Source organism: Paenibacillus cellulosilyticus (genome assembly GCF_003182255.1).
Lineage (GTDB): Bacteria > Bacillota > Bacilli > Paenibacillales > Paenibacillaceae > Paenibacillus_T > Paenibacillus_T cellulosilyticus.
Genome location: NZ_QGTQ01000022.1, coordinates 70,220 through 91,960, shown reverse-complemented (window position 1 = coordinate 91,960; position 21,741 = coordinate 70,220). Strand labels below are relative to the sequence as shown.

Annotated in this window: 19 protein-coding genes; 5 read left to right on the top strand and 14 right to left on the bottom strand. The window is 52.3% G+C overall.

Annotated features, from left to right (window positions below):
- Window positions 1-47: 47 nt before the first annotated feature.
- The 4 genes from DFQ01_RS22000 (at window position 48) to comI (ending at window position 4,227) form a co-directional block, all read left to right on the top strand.
- Window positions 48-1,460, top strand: coding sequence for an NAD-dependent malic enzyme (locus tag DFQ01_RS22000; protein WP_110046073.1), 1,413 nt, complete (start codon window positions 48-50; stop codon window positions 1,458-1,460).
- Between the two features lie 235 nt (window positions 1,461-1,695).
- Window positions 1,696-3,588 (top strand): S-layer homology domain-containing protein, encoded by a 1,893-nt coding sequence (locus DFQ01_RS21995; RefSeq protein WP_245946823.1) that lies wholly within the window; start codon window positions 1,696-1,698, stop codon window positions 3,586-3,588.
- A 37-nt stretch (window positions 3,589-3,625) separates the two neighbouring features.
- Window positions 3,626-4,024 carry an RDD family protein gene (locus DFQ01_RS21990; RefSeq protein ID WP_110046071.1) on the top strand — a complete coding sequence of 133 codons (399 nt, stop codon included), beginning with the start codon at window positions 3,626-3,628 and terminating at the stop codon, window positions 4,022-4,024.
- A gap of 107 nt (window positions 4,025-4,131) precedes the next feature.
- A complete protein-coding gene (gene comI, locus DFQ01_RS31410; RefSeq protein WP_219930283.1) occupies window positions 4,132-4,227 on the top strand; it encodes a competence inhibitor ComI in 96 nt (31 codons plus the stop codon).
- A 485-nt stretch (window positions 4,228-4,712) separates the two neighbouring features.
- On the opposite strand, the gene DFQ01_RS21985 is transcribed toward comI, so the two are convergent.
- The 9 genes from DFQ01_RS21985 to yicI all read right to left on the bottom strand — a co-directional run bounded on the left by DFQ01_RS21985 (window position 4,713) and on the right by yicI (window position 15,353).
- Window positions 4,713-5,279, bottom strand: coding sequence for a nitroreductase family protein (locus DFQ01_RS21985; protein WP_110046070.1), 567 nt, complete (start codon window positions 5,277-5,279; stop codon window positions 4,713-4,715).
- Entirely contained in the window at window positions 5,270-6,868 is a 1,599-nt protein-coding gene (locus DFQ01_RS21980) for an alpha/beta hydrolase (RefSeq protein WP_110046069.1), read from the bottom strand. The genes DFQ01_RS21985 and DFQ01_RS21980 overlap by 10 nt, the downstream gene beginning before the upstream one ends.
- Window positions 6,869-6,934: 66 nt before the next feature.
- Window positions 6,935-7,957: a FecCD family ABC transporter permease gene (locus DFQ01_RS21975; protein WP_425452429.1), complete on the bottom strand. Its 1,023-nt coding sequence runs from the start codon at window positions 7,955-7,957 to the stop codon at window positions 6,935-6,937.
- Window positions 7,950-8,960: a FecCD family ABC transporter permease gene (locus DFQ01_RS21970; RefSeq protein ID WP_110046068.1), complete on the bottom strand. Its 1,011-nt coding sequence runs from the start codon at window positions 8,958-8,960 to the stop codon at window positions 7,950-7,952. Before DFQ01_RS21970 ends, DFQ01_RS21975 begins: the two co-directional genes overlap by 8 nt.
- Window positions 8,961-8,965: 5 nt before the next feature.
- Window positions 8,966-9,985, bottom strand: a complete 1,020-nt coding sequence (locus tag DFQ01_RS21965; RefSeq protein WP_110046067.1) for an ABC transporter substrate-binding protein — start codon at window positions 9,983-9,985, stop codon at window positions 8,966-8,968.
- A gap of 138 nt (window positions 9,986-10,123) precedes the next feature.
- Window positions 10,124-11,935: a helix-turn-helix domain-containing protein gene (locus DFQ01_RS21960; RefSeq protein ID WP_110046066.1), complete on the bottom strand. Its 1,812-nt coding sequence runs from the start codon at window positions 11,933-11,935 to the stop codon at window positions 10,124-10,126.
- Window positions 11,936-12,068: 133 nt separating this feature from the next.
- Window positions 12,069-12,359, bottom strand: coding sequence for a hypothetical protein (locus DFQ01_RS21955; RefSeq protein WP_110046065.1), 291 nt, complete (start codon window positions 12,357-12,359; stop codon window positions 12,069-12,071).
- 179 nt (window positions 12,360-12,538) lie between these two features.
- Complete coding sequence (locus DFQ01_RS21950) at window positions 12,539-12,952, bottom strand: hypothetical protein (RefSeq protein ID WP_110046064.1); 414 nt, start codon at window positions 12,950-12,952, stop codon at window positions 12,539-12,541.
- A 76-nt stretch (window positions 12,953-13,028) separates the two neighbouring features.
- Entirely contained in the window at window positions 13,029-15,353 is a 2,325-nt protein-coding gene (gene yicI / locus DFQ01_RS21945) for an alpha-xylosidase (RefSeq protein WP_110046063.1), read from the bottom strand.
- Between the two features lie 159 nt (window positions 15,354-15,512).
- On the opposite strand from yicI, the gene DFQ01_RS21940 reads away from it, so the two are divergent.
- A complete protein-coding gene (locus DFQ01_RS21940) occupies window positions 15,513-16,436 on the top strand; it encodes an AraC family transcriptional regulator (RefSeq protein ID WP_342770009.1) in 924 nt (307 codons plus the stop codon).
- Window positions 16,437-16,752: 316 nt separating this feature from the next.
- Here DFQ01_RS21940 and DFQ01_RS21935 read toward each other — a convergent pair whose 3' ends face one another.
- The 5 genes from DFQ01_RS21935 to DFQ01_RS21920 form a co-directional block, all read right to left on the bottom strand.
- A complete protein-coding gene (locus DFQ01_RS21935) occupies window positions 16,753-17,841 on the bottom strand; it encodes a C40 family peptidase (RefSeq protein WP_110046061.1) in 1,089 nt (362 codons plus the stop codon).
- Between the two features lie 614 nt (window positions 17,842-18,455).
- Complete coding sequence (locus tag DFQ01_RS31210) at window positions 18,456-18,614, bottom strand: hypothetical protein (RefSeq protein WP_174812831.1); 159 nt, start codon at window positions 18,612-18,614, stop codon at window positions 18,456-18,458.
- A gap of 12 nt (window positions 18,615-18,626) precedes the next feature.
- A complete protein-coding gene (locus DFQ01_RS21930) occupies window positions 18,627-19,121 on the bottom strand; it encodes a hypothetical protein (RefSeq protein ID WP_110046060.1) in 495 nt (164 codons plus the stop codon).
- 192 nt (window positions 19,122-19,313) lie between these two features.
- Window positions 19,314-19,985 carry a zinc ribbon domain-containing protein gene (locus DFQ01_RS21925; protein ID WP_110046059.1) on the bottom strand — a complete coding sequence of 224 codons (672 nt, stop codon included), beginning with the start codon at window positions 19,983-19,985 and terminating at the stop codon, window positions 19,314-19,316.
- 117 nt (window positions 19,986-20,102) lie between these two features.
- The gene (locus tag DFQ01_RS21920; protein WP_110046058.1) at window positions 20,103-21,725 is read right to left on the bottom strand and encodes an ABC-F family ATP-binding cassette domain-containing protein; all 1,623 of its coding nucleotides are present in this window, start codon (window positions 21,723-21,725) and stop codon (window positions 20,103-20,105) included.
- Window positions 21,726-21,741: the final 16 nt, after the last annotated feature.

Below are 21,741 nucleotides of genomic sequence, written 5' to 3'. Positions count from 1 at the left end.
CGATTGCTGCGGGGTATAGTTAGCCCATAGGAACGGGAGGGGTACGGATGGAAGGTAAAAGTTTAGACGGCAAAACAATCATTATTCGCCTTGAGATCGATACACGTACGGTAGGGTTTGGTGCGGCGGCAGCTGCGCTCGAAACAGCGGGAGGCGACATCATCGCCATCGACGTCATTCAGACGGGACGGGATAAGACGGTTCGCGACTTAACGGTCAAGGTAGCCGAAACGTCCAGCATCGACCGCATCAGTTCGACGCTGTCCGCTGTGCCCGGCATCCGTCTCGTCAATATTTCGGACCGCACCTTCCTGCTGCATCTCGGGGGCAAAATTACGATTCAACCAAAGACGCCAATTCAGAACCGTGACGATCTGTCGAGGGTGTACACGCCTGAGGTTGCCCGCGTCTGCCAGGCGATCCATGCGGACCCTTCTAAGGCGTTCACGTTGACCATAAAGCGTAATACCGTTGCGGTCGTTTCCGATGGCAGCGCCGTGCTTGGACTTGGCAACATCGGCCCTTATGCAGCCATGCCGGTTATGGAGGGCAAAGCAATGCTGTTCAAGCAGTTCGCAGACGTCGATGCGTTCCCGATCTGTCTGGATACGCAAGATACCGAAGCCATTATTACCGCTGTCCGTAATATTGCGCCTGCCTTCGGCGGCATCAACCTTGAAGACATCTCTGCCCCACGCTGCTTCGAGATCGAGCAGCGGCTGCGGGATGAGCTTGATATACCGGTCTTCCATGATGATCAGCATGGGACAGCCGTCGTCCTGTACGCCGGACTGCTCAACGCGCTGAAGCTGTCGGGCCGCACGCTTGCGGCATCTCGCATCGTAGTATGCGGAATAGGTGCGGCAGGCACCGCCTGTACGAAAATGCTGCTAGCAGGCGGCGCGACAAACATTATCGGTGTGGACCGCAGCGGTATTCTAACTGCAGACCATACGTACGATAATCCAACGTGGCAGTGGTATGCCGAGCATACGAACCCGCATCGGATATCCGGTGGTTTGACTGAAGCGGTCGCCGGAGCAGACGTGTTCATCGGCGTTTCGGCTGGCGGCATTCTGACCCGCGAGCATGTACTCTCGATGGCGCCAGAACCCGTCGTGTTCGCGATGGCGAACCCCGAGCCTGAGATTCGTCCGGAGAAGGTTGAAGATATCGTGAGCGTCTTCGCGACTGGACGTTCAGATTACCCGAATCAGATCAATAACGTGCTGTGCTTCCCGGGGATTTTCCGCGGAGCGCTCGACTGCCGTGCTTCTACTATTAATGAAGAAATGAAGCTAGCGGCGGCAGAAGCGATCGCTTCCGTCATTACGGAGAATGAGCTCAGCCGGATGTACATTATCCCGAGCGTGTTCAATACACGCGTCGTTGAAGAGGTTCGCCGCCGCGTTATCGACGCGGCAAGACGCTCCGGCGTCGCCCGTCGCCAACGTGAGTAGCGTCAGGCTCGTACTTCCATTAAAACCGAATGAAGCCGATACCCGATTGGGTGTCGGCTTTTTTTGTGCTCATTGTGGCATGGTTCTCCTGCAAGTAAACGACCTTCTCTCCCCCTGCTCTATGTTTATTTGGAGGAAAATGACAAATCATGTCGAATCTTTTTTGAGTCATGTCCTCTGCAATAGCGCATGCCTAGTTTCTACTTCTAATCGATATCGAAAGGATGTATCTCAATTGAATAAACGCTCATTACTAGCTCCATGGAAGCTGCTCCTCTCGCTGGCGCTTCTCGCCACTTCATTGACATGGGCAACTGCGTCAACGCCCTACGCTCAAGCAGCAACTACCATCGACGTGCAGCAAGCGACGGCAAACCGGACGAAGCAGGATATTGTCGATCGATGGATGCAATACCGACCGCTTGAACCTGGTACCAGCTATATGTCAGAGGATCAGATCTATGAGGTCGCTCCTAGTCTCAAACCTCCATATGCCGCAGGCACCCTCAAGTCCAAATATATCGAGGATGGTATTAACGCCGCTAACTTCGTTCGTTATTTGGCCGGATTGCCTGACGATCTCACGCCTGACTGGTCGCTCCAACAGCAGCAGCAAACTGCTGCACTTGTGAATGCCATCAATAATCAATTGTCTCACTATCCGACGCAGCCCGCTAACATGGAGCAATCGATGTTCGAGCTTGGTTCGGAGGGCACGAGCTCCAGCAACCTATACATGGGCAGCCCAACCTTCTATGATAATGTGCTCGGTTACATGTCGGACAGTGATTCCTCCAACATTGAACGGGTCGGACACCGTCGATGGGTTTTGAATCCTTCGATGACGAAGACGATGTTCGGAATGGTCTTTTCCCACGACGCCAATTGGAATGCTCCTTACGCAAGCATGTATGCTTTTAACATGGACAGAAGCGAAAGCGATGTAAGCTACGATTATGTCGCGTGGCCATCGGCTGGATATTTCCCATCCGAAGTATTCGCTCCATACGACGCTTGGTCGGTATCTCTCAATCCGAAGCGATTCGATAATGAACGAACGAGCGAAATCCAAGTTCAGCTGACGAGAGCGCGCGATGGCAAGCAATGGACCTTCACTTCCGCTGACCGCGATAAATCCGGACGATTCTTCAATGTGGAGACGAGTGGCCGCGGGATTCCTTTTGCCGTTATTTTCCGCCCAGACAATCTTGGTACCATTCTGCCGGAGGATACTTTCAATGTCACGATATCCGGGATCTACCGTACGAGCGGCCAAGCGGATACCGTTAGCTTCCAGACGAACTTCTTCAACCTGCTCCCTGATCTGGCGACCGCGCAGAATGCGATCCACTTGAATAAAGGAGAAACCGTTAAGCTGCGAATGAATGAAGGCGCACAAACGAGCGGCAACGTGTTCGTAAGCAGCGATCCAAGCGTCGTAACTATCGATTCACAAGGACGCGTAACTGGGGTTGGCGAAGGGGAAGCCTATATTTCAATCGACGACTACCTCGGCAATCAATCCGAATTATACGTCGCAGTCGGCAAGAGCACCGAGCGTGTCAGCTCCTGGGCATTGGATGGTTATACGAAGGCGAAAGGCAATGGACTTATCGGATTATATAACGACCATTCCTATCAGCAGCCGATTACTAGATCCAGCTTCACTGATCTCGCTGTCCAAATGCTCGAGAACATTCAAGGCAGCAGCCTTGCGAACAATGTGAACTTGGACGATTCTCCGTTCACGGATGTCTACAACTACTCGGTTATTTGGGCAGCGCAAAACGGCATCATTCAAGGTACCTCGTCAACGACGTTTTCGCCGAATGCGCCTATTACACGGGAGCAAGCTGCTACCCTTTTGCTCAAGGTCTATGACAAAGCGCTTGAGATTAAAGCTGCTCTAACCGCAGGTTCGTCGGTATCACAGTCCATCCCTACCAGCTCAGCCGTCTTCGCAGACGACAGCCGTATCGCCTCCTGGGCACGCAGCAGCGTCTACCAAGCCGTAGGCCTCAAGCTGATGAACGGCACTGGCAGCAACCAATTCACGCCGAAAGGCAACCTGACGTATGAGCAGACGTTCTTGATTATGGAGAATGTGTTTGAGTTGGTGATGGGGTAAGTGTGAAGTGCGTAGATACAAAGGAGGGTCTTGTGAAATGTATAGATCACAAAGGATTGCTGCATTTTTGATAGATCATATCATTTTCAGCATATTCAGCGGTATTATATTCCTTATACTAATTTGGGATTCTTTCTTTTCACCAACCGATAATAATATGAATAAACCATTTGAATTGTTTTACCTCTTCATTGGACTAATTCTGATCCTTTACTTTTTTAAAGATATAGTTCAAGGCAGAAGCATTGGGAAACGATTAGTGGGAATTTCAATCATAGACAAAGCTAATATAAATAAAGTACCTAATAGGTTCAAATTATTTGTACGCAATATTACAATACTAATTTGGCCAATTGAAGCAATTATTTTAGTGATTACTGGGAATAGACTAGGTGATTACATCGTTAACTCTACAGTGATTAAGAAGTCAGAATAAACTCATCACGAACATTCGTTCTTCGCGATACTGGAATTTTATGGTACAATAGGAAGGACAATTGAATCTTGGGTGGGCGTGGTTTCCCTTCGAAAGGAGGTGAGGCCATGGAGGTTAAGGATGCGCTAACGATCATGTTTTTATTTGGATCGTTTATCCTTGCACTTTTAACATACATTAATTCGAACAACAAGAGAAAGTAAAAACCCACCCCAAGGTTGACCGCCAAAGGTGGGTTCGTTTTCCTAGCTGACTTCAGAAGGGACAAACCCATCCAAGCCAATTGTTAGGCCGAGTGTTCCCGCACTCGGCTTCTTTACATGTATGATAGCATAATTGGAAAAAGAAGTGAACTGCCACGTACCAACATCCGCAAAGACGCCGAATATCCCATCCCAATAAGCGCTGCAAAACCGCTCTTATTTCACAAACTCCCCCCTTTCTCGAACAATAAGTGTAGTAAAACAACTCTTAATCCGCGCCGCAGCCCCTAATCGAGGCATTGTCAGAGCATTAGGCGCGGTTTTACCACACTTAAATCCTCCGTAAGAGGTCTGCAACGCCAATAAGTGCGGTTGAGCCGCTCTTATTGCATCTATCCAGAAGTTACATACAGCACCAGCGACGCAGCTAGCCACGAACGACCGGCCCCGCACCTCACCTCACTGCCTCCACTGCACCTCGCCCACTACGCCTCACTCACAATCGTAATCCGCTCCGCCGCCGGAACGCGCGGCTGTGCCTTCGGCACCATCGCCGGGTAGCCGACGTGAAGGTTGCCGATGACTTTCTCTCCGGGTTGGATGCCCATCGCGGTGCGGAACGTCTCCTTCAGCAGCCACGGGTACGTCTCCCAGTTGATCCCGATGCCCTGCTCCCAGGCCAGCAGGCTGAAGTTATGAATGATGCAGCTCGTCGAAGCGAAGTCCTCTTCCCGAACGATGATGTTCGGGTCCTCCTTCATGATGACCGTAATGATCATCGGAATCGCCATGATTTTATCGTAGAACTTCTGCCCTACGTCCTTCTTCTTCGACACATCTGGCTCATTAGACTCCTTCAGCTGACGAACGACCTCGGCCATCCGATGCTTCCCTTCGCCATAGCTAATAATGAACCGCCAAGGCTGCGTCATATGATAGTTCGGCACCCAAACGGCCGTATCCATCAGCTCCATTACAAGATCGATCGGCACCTCGCGAGGCTCGAATCGATGAACCGAACGCCGCTCACGCAGCAGCTGTGCTAAATGCATAACGTTTCCCTCCCTTTCGAAAATAGCATCCGGTACATGCGGCTGATGAGTGGATAGATGACGGACACATGGCCTTCATCTTCCCAGCACGCATACGATGCCCTTAAGCCGTAGCCATCAAACGGCCGAAGCTGCGTATACAAGGAACGAGCATCGTCGAGCATCGAGGGCTTCTCATCTCCACCGATGCCGATCAGTACGTCCGCCTCAATCGGATATTTCACCAGCTGCGAGATGAAAGCCGGCAAGCGAATCAGCAACTCCTGCTCGTTCCACCAGATCGACGGGCTTCCCGCGACATACGTTCGGAACGTACCCGGGCGATGCATGAGCGCATACAACGTGAAATAGCCGCCAAGCGAGTGCCCGAACAAGCCTTGTCTGCTGCGGTCAATCGGATACCGACGTTCAATCTCCGGCTTCAGCTCTTCTTCAATAAAAGCAAGGAAGAACTCCGCACCGCCCGTTGTAGGCCAAGGCGTCCCGTCCGGCCTTGCAAAGTTCGGTGTAGACTGCGTTGTGTAATCATAAAACCGCCGGTCCGCCACGAATGGCTCCTCTGCTTCCGAATCATAGCCGATCCCGACTATGATTCCGGGCGCGAGACCCAGCGGATGGCGCGACTGCATGCGCATCGCTTCCGCCATCGAACCGAAGTACGCATTGCCATCCAGTGCATACAACACAGGATAACCTTCCGCGGGAGCAGGCTTCACCGGTATGGACACCATGATGCGATAACCCGCGCCATTGTAACGCGAGCGCATCGTGAACGTCTCCGTTCCCGGGACGGAATAGCGAGACAACGTTGAAGCCGCAGCCTGAAGACGGTCTCCCTTATCGGATGCCGACTGTTCCTCACCGAGCAGCCATCTGAGCGCATGGGCGAACCGTCCTGTCATGAACAGATCATCATGCGTACCGCTTGGATCAATATCCAGCTTCAGCCGATCTGCCCCAACGCCTTTCTCCGCGAGCATTCGGTGCGTCTTGATCGTATTAATGACCATATGCCTCTGAATGCCATCCTTATAGATGCCCTCCTGGCTGCCCACCGACATGTAGAAACGTGAGGCTTCCGCAGGCGCATCCGCTTGTGCGATGTAATCAAGCATCCCTTCGAACCACATCGAGGCAGACAGCATGCCAACGCGACCAAACGTCTCCGACCGCCACATTCCTGCGAGCAATGAGATGAGGCCGCCCAACGATCCGCCGATGATCGCTGTATGCTCCGCCTCGGGCTTCGTCCGATAGAGCCCATCCACATAAGGCTTGATGACGTCAGCAAGCTCATCTACATAAGCTCGCCCACCGCCGCCAAATCCCGGCTTGCCCGACAGCAGCGGCTGCGCCTCCCACGGCGTATATTCCAGATTACGGTTGGAAGTGGCGACGCCGACGAGAACGACCTCCGGCAGCTTTCCTTCCCGGTTCAACATGTCGATGTAATTGATGCACTGCTCGAACAGCTCGCCTCCGTCCTGCACATAAGCGACTGGATAGCGACGCTCCCCTTCCGTATAGCTATGCGGCACATAGACAAGCAGCTTCCTCCCGCCTTGCATAAGCGATTGATAACGCCCCATTGCGCGCACCATCCTCTCTTGATTTTCTTTTCCCGCAACATGCCCTTCCAAGATATCCTCACTGCACTAAGCTCTAGCCCGTATGAGCAAATAAACAAAGTACGGCACCCCGATGACCGAGATCACAATACCGACCGCCAGCTGTGCGGGTGCAAAGACCGTCTTCCCGATCAGGTCGCCAACGACGACCATCGCCATTCCGACAACCCCGCTGACGGGCAAAATATACCGATGCGACAGCCCAACTAATCTTCTAGCCATATGCGGTGCGATCAGCCCGACGAAGCCGATACTGCCGGATACCGACACGCTGGCTGCAACCAGCGCAACGCTCCCGATTAGAAGCAGCAGCCGCTCACGCTCAACCGCCAGTCCGACGCTGATCGCGCTTGTATCCTCCAGTTGAAGCAAATCCAGCTTGCTCGCCCGCGTCCATAGAAGCGGTGGAATAAGAATGATCCAAGGCAGCACAGCAAGCACAAAACGCCAGTTCGCACTGTAGATCGAGCCCGACAGCCAGACGACAGCCATCTCGAAGTCTTGCGGATTCATTTTGAGTGAAAAATATAACGTAGCCGCGCCGAAGCCAAGCGACATCGCAATGCCGACGAGCACGAGCCGCTGCGGATCGATTTTGCCCCCGCGTCTAGCCAGAATCAGAATGAGTCCTGCGGCCGCCAATCCGCCGACTAGACCAAACATCGGCATCGCCATGACGGACAACGTCCCTTGCATATCGAGCTGCCCGCGCAGCAGAAACATGAACAATACGACCATCATCCCCGCTCCCGCGTTAATGCCGAGAATACCGGGATCGGCGAGGCCATTGCGCGTCACGCCTTGTACAACTGCGCCTGCCACGCCGAGTGCATACCCGACAAGCAGCCCTAGCACGATGCGCGGCAACCGGAATTCAAAAATAACCAAGTCATAGTCCGGCACCGGGTTAATGCGAAGCAGCGTCTTCACGACATCCAATAGCGAAATATCGAACACGCCGTTCGTTACGCTCAGATAAACTGCCGTTGCAATGACAAGCGCACATACGACCATGACCGACCAGAAGGAATAGAACGAACGGCTAGCCACGTGCTTCACCTCCTCCGCGTCTCCAGATGAGATAGAGGAAGAACGGGACGCCGAACAAGGCCGTCACGACGCCAATCGGCGTCTCGAATGGGTAATTGACGAAACGGGACAATACATCGCAGAACGCTAGGAATATACCGCCCAGCACGCCGGATACCGGAATGACCCACCGATAATCCTGACCGACTAAATAGCGGGCGATGTGCGGAATGATGAGGCCAACGAAGGCGATTTTGCCAGCTAGCGCAACTGAGGCGCCCGTCAGCAGCACGACCGCGAGCATGGCGCCTGCCTTCACCAACCCCGTCCGCTGACCGAGACCAGCCGACATCTCATCGCCAAGCGACAGCACCGTGATCGAGCGGGACAAGCACATGGCCAGCGTCAGTCCAACAATGGCGAATGGCAGCGCCAGCTTAATCATCGCCGGGTCCATCTGATAGAGCCGTGCGTTATACCAAAAGCTGATGCTTTGAGATATCTGATAATAGGTTGCGACTGCATCCGCCACCCCATTAAGGAACATGCCAATAATCGTGCCTAGAATAGCCAGCTTCACTGGCGTCATACCACGCGGAATGAGCCATGCCAGCCCAAAAACGACAAAGGCGCCGAAGGCCGAGCCTAGCAGCGAGAATCCGATCATGCTCAAGTTATGGTTCGATGGCAGGAATACCATCGCAAGTGTAACTGCAAATACCGATCCGTCCGATACGCCCATTATCGAAGGAGAGGCGAGATAGTTGCGCGTCATGCCCTGCATCAATGCACCCGATACCGCGAGAAAACAGCCAATCAGCAGCGCACCCACGACCCGTGGAATCCGCGATGTCCGAATGATCTGATGATCAACGCTCTCCTTATCGAAGTGGACGATCGCGTTCCATACCGTGTGCGCATCAATCGATTTCGCCCCGTACAGCACCGACAGCAGGATGAGAAGCACAACAGCTGCCGGCGCCATCAATAGAATGGCGGTCGGCAGCGCGTATTTGACTCGCATGGGCGTTATTGGCTCAGCTTGCTCTCGAAAGCGTTGAGGAATTCGACTTTGCTGTATGCCGTACCGCCTTGGGCGAGCGGGTTGACGATATTTTCATATAATTGACCGTTTTTCACAGCGTCGAGGCTTTTGAAAATCGCATTATTTTTCAGATCCTCGAGCGCTTGCGGGTTGTCCTTATTCTCATCCGGCGAGAACTGGATGAACAGAAGGTCCGGATTCATCTCAGCCAGCTGCTCAATCGGAAGCGCCGCCTGTGACTTCGCTGCTTGAATCTCCGCAGGGACCGTCAAGCCGAGATCCTCATAGAGTGCTTGATTGTAGTAGAGACTTGGACCGTAGATGTACATCTCACCGGCACGGATACGAACCATTACGGCATTCTTATCCTTCAGCTTGTCGCCCAGCGAGCTCTTCACCGTCTCCAGCTTGCTCTTATAGTCAGCGATTTGCTTCGCTGCTTCATCCGTCTTGCCCGTCAACTCGCCAAGCAGGTTCAAATTGCTCTCCCAGTTCGTTGCAATGTGCGAGTAAGGAATCGTCGTTGTGATCTTGCTCAGCTGCTCGATAACTGCAGGGTCGAATTTACTCGATGCGAGAATGACGTCCGGCTTCAGCTGCAAGATTTTCTCCATATTTGGTTCCATCTTCTCGCCGATCGATTCCGCTTTATCCGTAATGGCGCTGAACATCTCCGGGAACTGTCCGCCGACCGAAATCGCACCAATTGGATGGATGTCCATCAGAATCGAGTCCTCCATCGCTTCGAGTGCGCCCGTGATGACGATACGCTCAGCCGTAGCAGGAACTGTGTATTCTTGATCCAAATATTTGACGACCTTCGTAGCCGCTGCTGCCGTATCCGTCTTCGTCTCGCTTGTATCTGTCTGTGCTGCTGTTGTCTCCGTCGTCGTCTCGGACTTCGTTTCCGTGCCCGTTGTGCTCGTCTCTTCCTTCTCACCGCATGCTGCCAGCAGAACGGCCATTACAAGCAGCAGGCCTGCAAATAAACGAAAATTTCTCATCTCTTTCGTAAGGCTCCCTTCGAAATTCAAACTTAATAATTGATAACGATTATCAATATCGATTATAAAAGGACGCGGTTTCCCGCTCCATGGACAAAATCCAGAATGATGATGGACATTTCTAATAATCAATGAATGCTAGCGAAAGATCGTTACGATCTCCTCACGCAGCCGCTCCACTCCCGCAGGTGAATATTCGCGCCATGGGTTGGACGGAATCAGCTTCAACCGCCCCTCGCGAACCGACTCAAGCAGCTTCCACTCCGCCGATTGACGCAATCGGTGCCAATACGAGAGCGTCTCCGACTCTTGGCAGATGAGCAGCAGAATATGGTCCGCCCCTACCTCATCCAGCTGTTCCGGCGTTAATCGCTCTCCAAGAGAGGCTGCCGTAGGGAATGCACGAGGACGTGCTACGCCCATCTCGTTGTACAGCACATCCTCGATTCCTTGATTCGTGTAGCTGAACAACCCTTCTCCGAACATCCGCACGACAAGCACGGATTCACCGTTCAGCGCCTCCGCGACCTGCTTGTTCAGCATCGACGTTCTTCGTTCATAGTTCGCAATCCAGCGCTCCGCCTCCGCCTGTTCACCAAGCGCTGCCGCTACTTCTCGCAGCCCCGCCTTCCAGCTGAACGGCCCTTCCTCCGGCAATACGAGCGTAGATGCAATATGATCGAGCCGCTGCTTCTCCGAAGCATTGACGTTAGGCGTGCAGACGATCAGCTCTGGCTTCGCCTCAGCAAGCAGTACGTAATTCTCATCCGACACACTCGTGTTGCGATAAGCATCCAAGTGATACGGGATATCTGCACACATCTGCTGGTAGTAATTGCCCGACCATTTGGGATGAAGCGGCGCGGCGTGCGGCACAACATGAAGCGGCGTCAGATAACCAATCGAGGCGGTGCAGCCATACGCTGCAATCCGTCGAATGCGCTGCTTGAGGTAATGCGATGGCGATAGCTGATACACCTTCTTGAACTTGCGGCTGAAATAAAACTCGTCCTCATAGCCCACCTCATGCGCAATGTCGCGCAGCTTGCGGTCGGAGCGGAGCATCAACTGCTTCGCCTTCGCCATTCGTATTTCGAGCAGCATATCCAGTGCACTTATCCCGTACGTCTTCTTGAACAGGTCGGCAAAATAATTCGGGCTCAGCTCCGCGATCCCCGCCAGCCGTTCAATCGATAAGTCCTCCCGGTAATGCTCCGCCATCCATTCCTTCACCCGCTCCAGCGCGTGAAGGGAACTGCCTCGAGTCCGGCTCCGCACGGCAGACAACATCTCGTACAGCAGCTCGTAGAGCTCGCTCTGTGCACGCCAGCGCAGCAGCCCATCCTCGTGCCGGCTGCTGCGGTAGATCGAGCGGCATCGTTCGGCAAGCTGCCCCGCCGGCTCTATGAAGACATCCTCGCAGCAGGTGAATGGCAATCGATCGGTCGTTACAGGAACCAGTGCTAACTGACTTACAGCCATCGTGCTATTCGATGAGCGAATGGCATCGGGGTCATAGGTATCCAGCGCATCGTCCAATGGACGATAGAGACCGAAACGAATGACGGCAGCAGATAGCTGCCCTCCAGCTGCAGGCACAATTCGGAATGTCGTCTCCGGCATGCACCAATATGCGGTATCTGCAGCCATCCGACACGTCCGTGCATTCCGTACGAGCTCTCCCTCCCCATTGAGCAGCACGACGAGCGCATAGGTCGAATTCAATTGCTGCTGCTGCAGCCATTCGCTGTCTCCTGATGAGAACAGCTCAACCGACCACAGCCGAACGGTCAGCTCCTCAAGCGGCAGCTCTATCCTAGCAGCATCAAATGTCCGATTGGACATTAGCGAATAATTGGAGGCATTGCTTTCCTCCGAAGAAGACATAGGATGAATCGAACGACTCATAGCTTCATCGTGGGTAATAGGAACTTGGTTGCTCACAGGCATCTATTTGTCACCTCATTATATGAGAATGGTTATCATTATCATATATAGTATAACAAAAAAGCAGCTGTATGTTAAACAGCCGCCTCCATATTTTTTTATGTCAATGCAATACAGTGCCTCGGCTCGGCTCGGCTCAGCTCTGACGCCAAGCCATACGCTTTCGGACGAACGAGAGCATCATCAAATGCACCCACGTGATGAAGGGCAGCGCGAGGATCAGCGTAAATCGGTTCGCATGGTCAATCCCAAACAGCCGTACCTGTTCATCCGTTCGCAGCAGCAGCCATGCCGCCGTGACGAGGATAATCGAGTTCATTCCAAGTGCTGCCGCCATGCCTAGCCACTGATTGCGGGTACTCCTCATGACCCGAATCGATACGAATGCCGACAGGATAAACGTGCAGCCGATAATCGCGTAATTCATCCACCCCACCCTTTCAATGAGTCTCACATACGTAGACGAGACTTATTAAACAAAGGTTCCTTGCTTAAACCTACAACGACTCCTCATCCGCACACTACCTATCCGAAAGCTGTCAAAATACTAACGGTTCGTCCGTTGTGGCAATTTAGTCGTGCACCAATTTACTCGATTACCGCAAGCTACCCGGCTATCGCCTTCACGATGAAGACGATGACAGCAAGCGTGACTGGTACAAGCCAGCTCCACCCCGCATCCAACCGCCACTTCCCTCCCGCAGCATCCTGCCGGCTCCCATTCAGCCCATCCATACTTCCTCCGGCCTCGTTCCTTCTCGATGGTTCATCTCCCTGCTTCTGCCTTGCATGCGCCATCGTCCGGTCCATACGCTTCAGAATGAGCCAACACACATAGATTGCCGGTATCGACGCGACGCCGATCAGCAGCAGTATCGGTACGTCCACACCGCTGCCCGAGGAGACGCCTTGTACGAGATCTCCGCCGCGAGCGTAAGAACCGAACACATAGGTTAAGTTCGTCGCCATATGGATCGCGTGACCACGTCCGGTACGGCGAGCAGCCGTCGACTGTCCCATTGCTCGCCAAAAAGCCCCCAACTCACTTACCGTGAAATTGGAGGCTTCTATTACTTCATTCGAGCACGAGGCTTGATTAAGCCAGCGTAATCGTTACTGTGACGTTGTTCTCGCCCGCAGGGACGAGGACGGAGTTGCCGTCAACCGTTGCGGATGCGCCGTTTGCCGATGCAATCTCGCCCGTGCTGTTCAGCGTTACGCTGAACGCTTTGCCGCTGCCTTGCAGGGAAACAGTGATCGATTTGCCTTCGCGAGCGATGGCAACCGTCGTTTCAACTGCACCTTTGATGTCGCGAACCGTTGCTGTAGCCGTACGGCCATCTTCCAGCGCGTAGACGTTGAAGTCTACACCGTTCGAGTAGTCATAGTCCGGACGCTGCTCGTTCGCACCAAATGCGATAATCGAGTTTGGACGCGCGAACAATGGCAGGCTGTCGAAACCGTAGTTTTCTTTGTACCAGCCTGGTTGTCTCGTCTCGCCGCTCAGCACATGCGTCCACGTACCGCCTTGTGGCAGGTAGTATTGCACGTCGCCGCTCTCCGAGAAGATTGGTGCAACAAGCAGGTTGTCGCCGAGCATGTATTGGCGGTCGAGGAATTCCGTCGTCGGATCGTTCTGGAATTCGATGACCATTGCACGCTGCGATGGCAGACCGAGCTCAGTCGCTTGTCCGGCTGTGTCGAACAGGTAAGGCATCAGGCGGCTCTTAAGCTTCGTGAAGAAGCGCGTAACGTCAACTGCTTCTTGATCGTAAGCCCAAGGTACCCGGTACGACTTCGAACCGTGCAGGCGGCTGTGGCTCGAAAGCAAGCCGAATTGCAGCCAGCGTTTGAATACATGCGTTGGTGCCGTGTTCTCGAAGCCGCCGATGTCATGGCTCCAGAAGCCGAAGCCGGACAGGCCGAGCGACAGGCCGCCGCGGAGGCTCTCTGCCATCGACTCGTAGTCAGCGTAGCAGTCGCCGCCCCAGTGTACAGGGAACTTCTGACCGCCAGCCGTAGCCGAACGTGCGAACAATGCTGCTTCGCCTTTGCCAAGCTTCTCTTCCAGCACGTTGAATACAACTTGGTTGTACAGCTGCGTGTAGAAGTTGTGCATTTTGTAAGGGTCGGAGCCGTCATGGTACACAACATCCGTCGGGATACGCTCGCCGAAGTCTGTTTTGAAGCTGTCTACGCCCATGTCCACGAGGTCGCGCAGGTAGCTTGCATACCATTCGCATGCTGCTGGGTTCGTGAAGTCAACGAGCGCCATGCCTGGCTGCCACAAATCCCACTGCCACACGTCGCCGTTCGGACGTTTCACGAGGTAGCCGTTTGCTTTGCCTTCTTCGAACAGACGCGAACGCTGTGCGATGTAAGGGTTGATCCATACGCAGATCTTCAGACCTTTCTCGTGCAGACGTTTCAGCATGCCGACTGGGTCTGGGAACGTACGCTCATCCCATTTGAAGTCCGTCCAGTGGTATTCCTTCATCCAGAAGCAGTCGAAGTGGAAGACGTGCAGCGGAAGATCGCGCTCCGCCATGCCCTCTACGAACGAGTTAACCGTTGCTTCGTCGTAGTTCGTCGTGAACGACGTCGTCAGCCACAGACCGAACGACCATGCTGGCGGCAGTGCCGGCTTGCCCGTCAGATCCGTATATTTGTTCAGTACGTCCTTGATCGAAGGACCGTCGATGACGAAGTATTCGAGCGATTCGCCTTCAACGCTGAATTGTACTTTCTTCACTTTCTCCGAACCGACCTCGAAGGATACGAGCTCTGGTTGGTTGACGAATACGCCGTAGCCTTTGTTGGAAACGTAGAACGGAATGTTCTTGTACGTCTGCTCGGAGCTCGTGCCGCCGTCTTGGTTCCAGAGGTCAACAACTTGTCCGTTCTTAACGAAAGCCGTGAAGCGCTCGCCGAGGCCGTAGATGAACTCGCCTACGCCGAGATCCAGCTCGTCGCGCAGCCATCTGCGTTCCTTGCCTTCCGTAATATATGCCATCGAACGAGGGCCGCTGCCCGTCAGACGCTCGCCGCCGCGGTAGAACGCTACGCTCCACTCTTGGCCTTTGCGAATGTGTGCGCTCAGGTTGCCGCTCGTCAGAATCGTTTCTTCTTCTGTTTCCGTAATCGTCACGTGGCCAGCCGATTGCGGCGTCAGCTCGAATTTCGGTCCGCGCTCAATAACGCCTGCATAGTGGATCAGCTTAACGCCGATTACGCCTGGTGCTGGCGAGTGGAATTTCACCGTCAGCTGCAGCGTATCGAGCATATTACCGCGGGACATAATCGGAATTGGAGATACATAAGCCGTCAGCTCGTCGCCGTTGCGCTCTACTTCGTGCGCTTGCGTAGCTGCTTTCAGGTTAAAGCCTTCACGTACAAGCCAGTTCCCGTCATGGAATTTCATGGTTAGGATTCATCCTTTCGATGCATTGTGGGATAGGAATTGCATGTAATAACGTATATAGTAGTATTATACTGACTTCCATTCAGGCTAACTATCATAATTATGCGTGACTATAGCACGATTCTGATCTTCCCTATTCATCCATGACAGAAAGGCTGAATGCCATCAATGGATCTCTACGCGAAGAATACATTACGTGAGGATCGCCTTCACGGCGATGCGATGCTCCCTATGGCTGCCTACTTGATTGAGCGGGAAGCCGGGGAGCCGATATTGGACACCCATTGGCATCAGGAAGCAGAATTTTTCTGCGTATTAGAGGGTGAAGTCCAGTTTCAGATCGATACCGAATACCTCGTTGTGCGAGCAGGAGAAGCCGTCTTCATCGATGGAGGCGACATGCATGCCGGACACTCGCACAACGGCTCGCCCTGCACCTTCTGCGCGATTGTGTTCGATGTCGAGTGGCTTGCGGGCGCCAGCTACGACGCTGTTCAAGCCGGCTTCATCGCACCTTTGCAGGAGAAGCGCCGCACGTTTCCACGGCACATCAAACCGGACACCGCTTGGGGACAGGCGGTGCTCGGCCATTTGCATGCATTAATGGAAGCGTACGATCGACAAGCGCTTGGTTTCGAAGCTTCGATCAAGGGACGACTGCTGCTTATTTTCTCCGAAATCGCTGGTGCGGGTCAGTGGCACAAACGGTCCGCGATCAATGCTGCCGAGGTCGTTAAGATCGATCGGCTGAAGACGATTATCGTCCATATGCAGCAGCACTACGACCGTCCGCTCCGCATTCGGGAGCTTGCCGATCTCGTTCCGATGAGCGAGGGCCAGTTCATCCGCTTCTTCAAGTCCATGACGCACAAAACACCAATCGATTACTTGAACAGCTACCGTGTTCGCCGTGCAGCCGAGCTGCTGCGCGACACCGACCGTAAAATCTCCGACATCGCCCTCGAGGTCGGCTTCGAGCATGTCAGTTATTTCATTAAAGTGTTCCGCAAACAGCACAAAACGACTCCTTCCGAATATCGGAAAGAGTCGTCCCGTGAAGTGGATGCTGCGGATATGGATTAATCAATAGAAGCAAGGACAATATCTAGAGAGGGGGAATGCTTTTATGCTTCCCCCTTCTCTAGCTATATGTGACATTCTAACGGACACCAGCGACACTATAAGTTCGAAACTGGTGATGCTCTCTTTTAACGGACGCCACAGACCTTATTCATGCGCCGCACAGCACCAAGGCCGTATTTTTGCTCAAATAGAGACTCTCGAGTCCGTTAGATTCAGAACAAGCCTGATTTCGAGCAAATAAGGACACTGTGGTCCGTTAGCGTATGTCTCCTCGCTGTCTAGTGTTAAGCTGTTGTCTCCACATTCCATTGCTGCATTAGATGACGCTGCCACCGTAAATAAAGCGATACTCCCAATGCGTGCCTTCGATGCTGGTGATTTTCACGCCGCCAGACTCTTTCGAATACGTGTGGAGAATCTTACCGTCGCCCAGGTAAATCGCATCGTGCGAGATACGCTGCGTGGACTTATCGATACCTGCGTAGTCGGAAGCCTTGGACCCCTTGTAATCCATGAATACAAGGATATCGCCTCGCTTCAGCTGATGCCAGTCATAGACGGCATTGCCTTTGCTCTTCACATATTCACCTTGGCCGCGGGAGTCCGCAGGCAGCTTCAGGCCGATGCCTTCAAGGTACATCTGACGGAACAGGTCGGAGCAGTCGAACGTCGTTGTCGTATTCCGATCAGAGCCGTATTCATATGGCGTGCCCAAATATTTCATACCCGTTGCAATAACCTTCTCGATCAGTGCTGCACGCGATGCATCCGTCTCGGTTGTTGAGCCGCTCGACGAGCCACTGGACGTGCTGCCGCTGGAGGACGAACTGCCTGTCGAAGTACTGCTGCCGCCGCTGCTTGGAAGCGAGCCCGTTACCGTTATGTATTGCGATTGCGAACTTACGTAGCCTGTGCGGCCTTTCGAGTCAACGATCTGATACCAGTAGGAATTAGGTACGCTGATGATCGTCACCTTCTCATTCGCAGACAAATAACCCATTGAGGACGCGCTAGTCGAAGCACCCGTACGGAAGTTGACCGATTTCACAATCGTAGCATTCGTTCCCGTGGATGTGGACGTACTGCCGTTGCTGCTGCTGGAAAGCGTAACGTTCAAATATTGACTGGACGTCGATACATAACCGATTTGTCCACTGCTGTCTTGTACTTTGTACCAATACGAATTTGTCTTCTCCAGTACGACCAGGTTTTCACCCTTCTTCACCATCCGAATGATGCTGCCTGAAGTGGATGGGCTGGTGCGCATGTTGACGCCAGACTGTACAGTTGCGGTACCGATCTGCGCTGCGAAGACGTCTGCCGCCGGCACGAGGAGTGATCCAAATGCAAGCATTGTTGCCATTGAAGCTGTAAGGAGCGGTTTCTTCCATGAAGTAGTAAGCATGTGTTCGATTCCCTCCATAGGATGGTTTGTTGTGCTGTGGAAATATAATCCCATTGTAAGAGGTGAGCGAAAGGACGAGCATCTGACCTTCCTCCCAATGTGGATTTTGCCAATCTAGGCATATCGAACCTTGTCGAATCCACGCTCCTGTGAGCCAAAATAAAAAGCGCCCAACGGCGCTTTTCTCATCGTTCTCATATTCTGCTATGGGCCTAAGTTTGACCTTCTTTAAATATTGGAATCGGCTCAAAATTGGTACTATATTGGGCGCCTGTCCAATATAGTCCATTCGGACTATCGAGAGTAAAACATATCGTCGCAGGAAACATTTACATAATCCATATGGTGCGTTATTATGGCGTTTTCGGCTTACTGAAACCGTGGACGGACCATTGCGGATAACTGGATTAGTGCCATTCTCATATGTATAGGGGCATGCTTTGGCGTACAGCGGTATCGTATATAGGGTGAAAAAGCCCATTACCGGGAAGGTAACGGGCTTCGTATTTATAAGTAAAGGTGTCTATGGCGATTAATTCACTTAAGTTCAAATTCGAAAATTACTTCTTCGTAGATACTAGGTGCGCAACGGTGCTCTAAAACAAGCTCGAGTTTTAAACTTTTTCAAGACGTGTGGCCTTGCGCTTGGAGAGTGCCTCTGAAATTACACGATCGCGATCGGAATTTTCTACTGGGAGAGATTGCTTCACATATCCACCAGCAAGCCGAGAAACGTCATCAAGAGACTTTACTAAATTGCTCTTCTTGTTCATATGCATCACTCCTTATGTAGAGTATATCATAATCAGTTGTTTCGCTGAAGGACCGTCGATAATCATATAACCATTGCCCAAATGCTCAGCTTTAATTCTATTAACATAATAGTTCATTAAAGGCACAGATTTGGGTCCTATCTTCGACTGAAAAGCAACTGCTCCTTCAAATCCAAGATCCTCACTGCACTTACATGCAAAACCGAATAAGTGCTCCCCGATTAACTCAAATGCTCTGCCCTTAAAGTTATGCGGGGCCGATTCGATGAGATGGACATAAATATGGTCTTCCTTTACTTCAAATGCGATACAGCCTTGTATCTCATCATCGCCTCGGATTACCATTTTATATACTTCAATATTGTAAAATCGAAAATAAAGTGTCCAATCAAATTGGAGCTCCCAACTAAATAGACTACCATCCCTAATCATTGTACTAACATCAAATGGAGTAAGAGGATGAAAGTCAACTGGGTAATGCTCCTTGGTCTGTCGATGAACAATCAATGAAGAGCCTCCTCAAATCCACCTCATTATGTCCTAAAGATTACTTTTTCTAAGGTTTTTATACTATATTATAATAGTTAAATTTTATATAACTACTATTTTTTCTACATAATTCCACAAATATCATTCACAACAAAAAAGACCCACCCCAACCGGGCAGGCCTCTCGCTACTGCATCTATTCCTTGCTATTCTATTTATCGTCGTACTTATCGAACGAAAATCTGCCCCAACCGCCGTTGTTTCCTTCTTCACGGCGCTTCAGTTGGTCTTCTTGGTCGTGTGCCCCTTGATCCTTCTCTTCATAAACCTCGACGACTGGATCAGGATCAACATACGTTTCCAGCTCAGGGTCTACGACTTGCGCGTTTGAATGCAAGACCGTTGGCCTCATTTTGCCAAGCTCGTGACCGCAGTCTGTGCAGTAGCGAGCCATTAGTTCGTTCTCCGTATCGCAGTTCGGGCAGATCACGCGGATTTCGCCGCTCGTCATCTCAGACTTCAGTTCCTGCTCGGTTGCGAAACGTGTACCGCAGTCTGGACAAAACTTGGCATTAAGCGGGACAACCGTACCGCAGGTGCAGCTTTTCTCCAGCTTGATCGATTGAATTTTATGATCAATCATTTCGATTTCTTGCTTCATAATCTTCAGCTTCTCGCAGCTAGCCTCAATGATCTCCGCCGATGCTTCATGCTCCCCGGACAGATGCGCTTCGAATACGGCTTCTCCGATCTGCGAATACAGTTTGCTCATATCTTTCTCGCGCGAGGACTTCTGATTGTTCAGCTTTGCAATTTCCAACGTCTGTTGTGCTTTGCGGGCCGCATCCGAGGCACCTTGCTTCATTTTGTCGAAAATAGACATCTGTATCGCCTCCCTTTCTCTTCATATAACCGTTACGTCTGCTGTTCAATCTGGTTGCACAAAAGCAAAAAGCCCACAGGCGCTTCCGCCTGCGGGCTGTGATTCATACGATCAAGCTTACTCGGCTGGGTACATGCGAGCGCGCATCGCCTGCACATCCGCATTCTCCAGGTACTCGTCGTAGGACATCGTACGGTCGATCAGACCGTTCGGTGTGATTTCGAAGATGCGGTTCGCAACCGTCTGCACGAACTGATGGTCATGCGACGTGAACAGCATCGTACCGTCGAAATCAATCATGCCGTTATTGAGCGCCGTAATCGATTCGAGGTCCAAGTGGTTCGTTGGTTCGTCCATGATGAGAACGTTCGAACCGGACAGCATCATCTTGGACAGCATGCAGCGAACCTTCTCGCCACCGGACAATACGCTTGCTTTCTTCATGCCTTCATCGCCTGCGAAGAGCATGCGGCCCAGGAAGCCGCGGATGAACGTCTCATCCTGCTCCTTGGAGAATTGACGCAGCCAATCAACGAGCGTCAAGTCTACGCCGTCGAAATATGCGGAGTTATCTTTAGGGAAGTACGCTTGCGTCGTCGTAATGCCCCATTGGTAGGTTCCAGAATCCGCCTCAAGCTCGCCCGCGATGATTTGGTACAAGACCGTTTTCGCCAGACCGTTCGGACCAACGAGTGCGATTTTGTCGCCTTTGTTGACCGTGAACGTCAGGTTGTCGAGAATTTTCTCGCCGTCGATCGTTTTCGACAGGCCTTCTACGAGCAGCAGTTGCTTACCAGCCTCGCGCTCCGGCTTGAAGTTGATGAACGGGTATTTGCGGTTCGAAGGGCGAATGTCGTCGAGCGAGATTTTATCGAGCATCTTTTTACGCGACGTTGCTTGCTTCGACTTCGATTTATTCGCACTGAAGCGTTGGATGAACGCTTGCAGTTCTTTGATCTTGTCTTCCTTCTTCTTGTTCTGGTCGCGTTGAAGTGTGAGCGCCAGCTGGCTGGACTCATACCAGAAGTCGTAGTTACCGACGTACATTTGGATTTTGCCAAAGTCGATGTCGGCGATATGCGTACATACCGTATTCAAGAAGTGACGGTCATGGCTGACCACGATAACAGTGCCTTCGAACTTCGCCAGGAAGTTCTCGAGCCAATGAATCGATTCCATGTCCAAGTGGTTGGTAGGTTCGTCAAGCAGCAGAATGTTCGGGCTGCCGAACAATGCCTGCGCGAGCAATACGCGAACCTTCTCGTTGCCGCCGAGCTCTTTCATTTGCTTATCGTGAAGCTCCGGTGTGATACCGAGACCGTTGAGCATCTCTGCCGCTTCGGATTCAGCTTCCCAGCCGTTCATCTCAGCGAATTCAGCTTCGAGCTCGCCTGCGCGGATGCCGTCTTCATCTGTGAATTCAGCCTTCGCGTACAGCGCGTTCTTCTCTTGCATAACGTCATACAGGCGCTTATGGCCCATCATGACCGTCTCGATAACTGGGAACTCATCGTATTCGTAATGGTTCTGCTTCAGTACTGCCATCCGTTCGCCTGGTGCGATGTGGACTTCGCCTGTGTTAGGCTCGATCTCACCGGATAGAATTTTCAGAAACGTCGACTTACCTGCGCCATTCGCACCGATCAAGCCGTAGCAGTTACCTGGTGTAAACTTAATATTAACATCCTCGAAGAGCGGTCGCTTACCATAACGAAGCGATACGCCAGTCGTGCTTATCATTGATTTAATCCCGTCC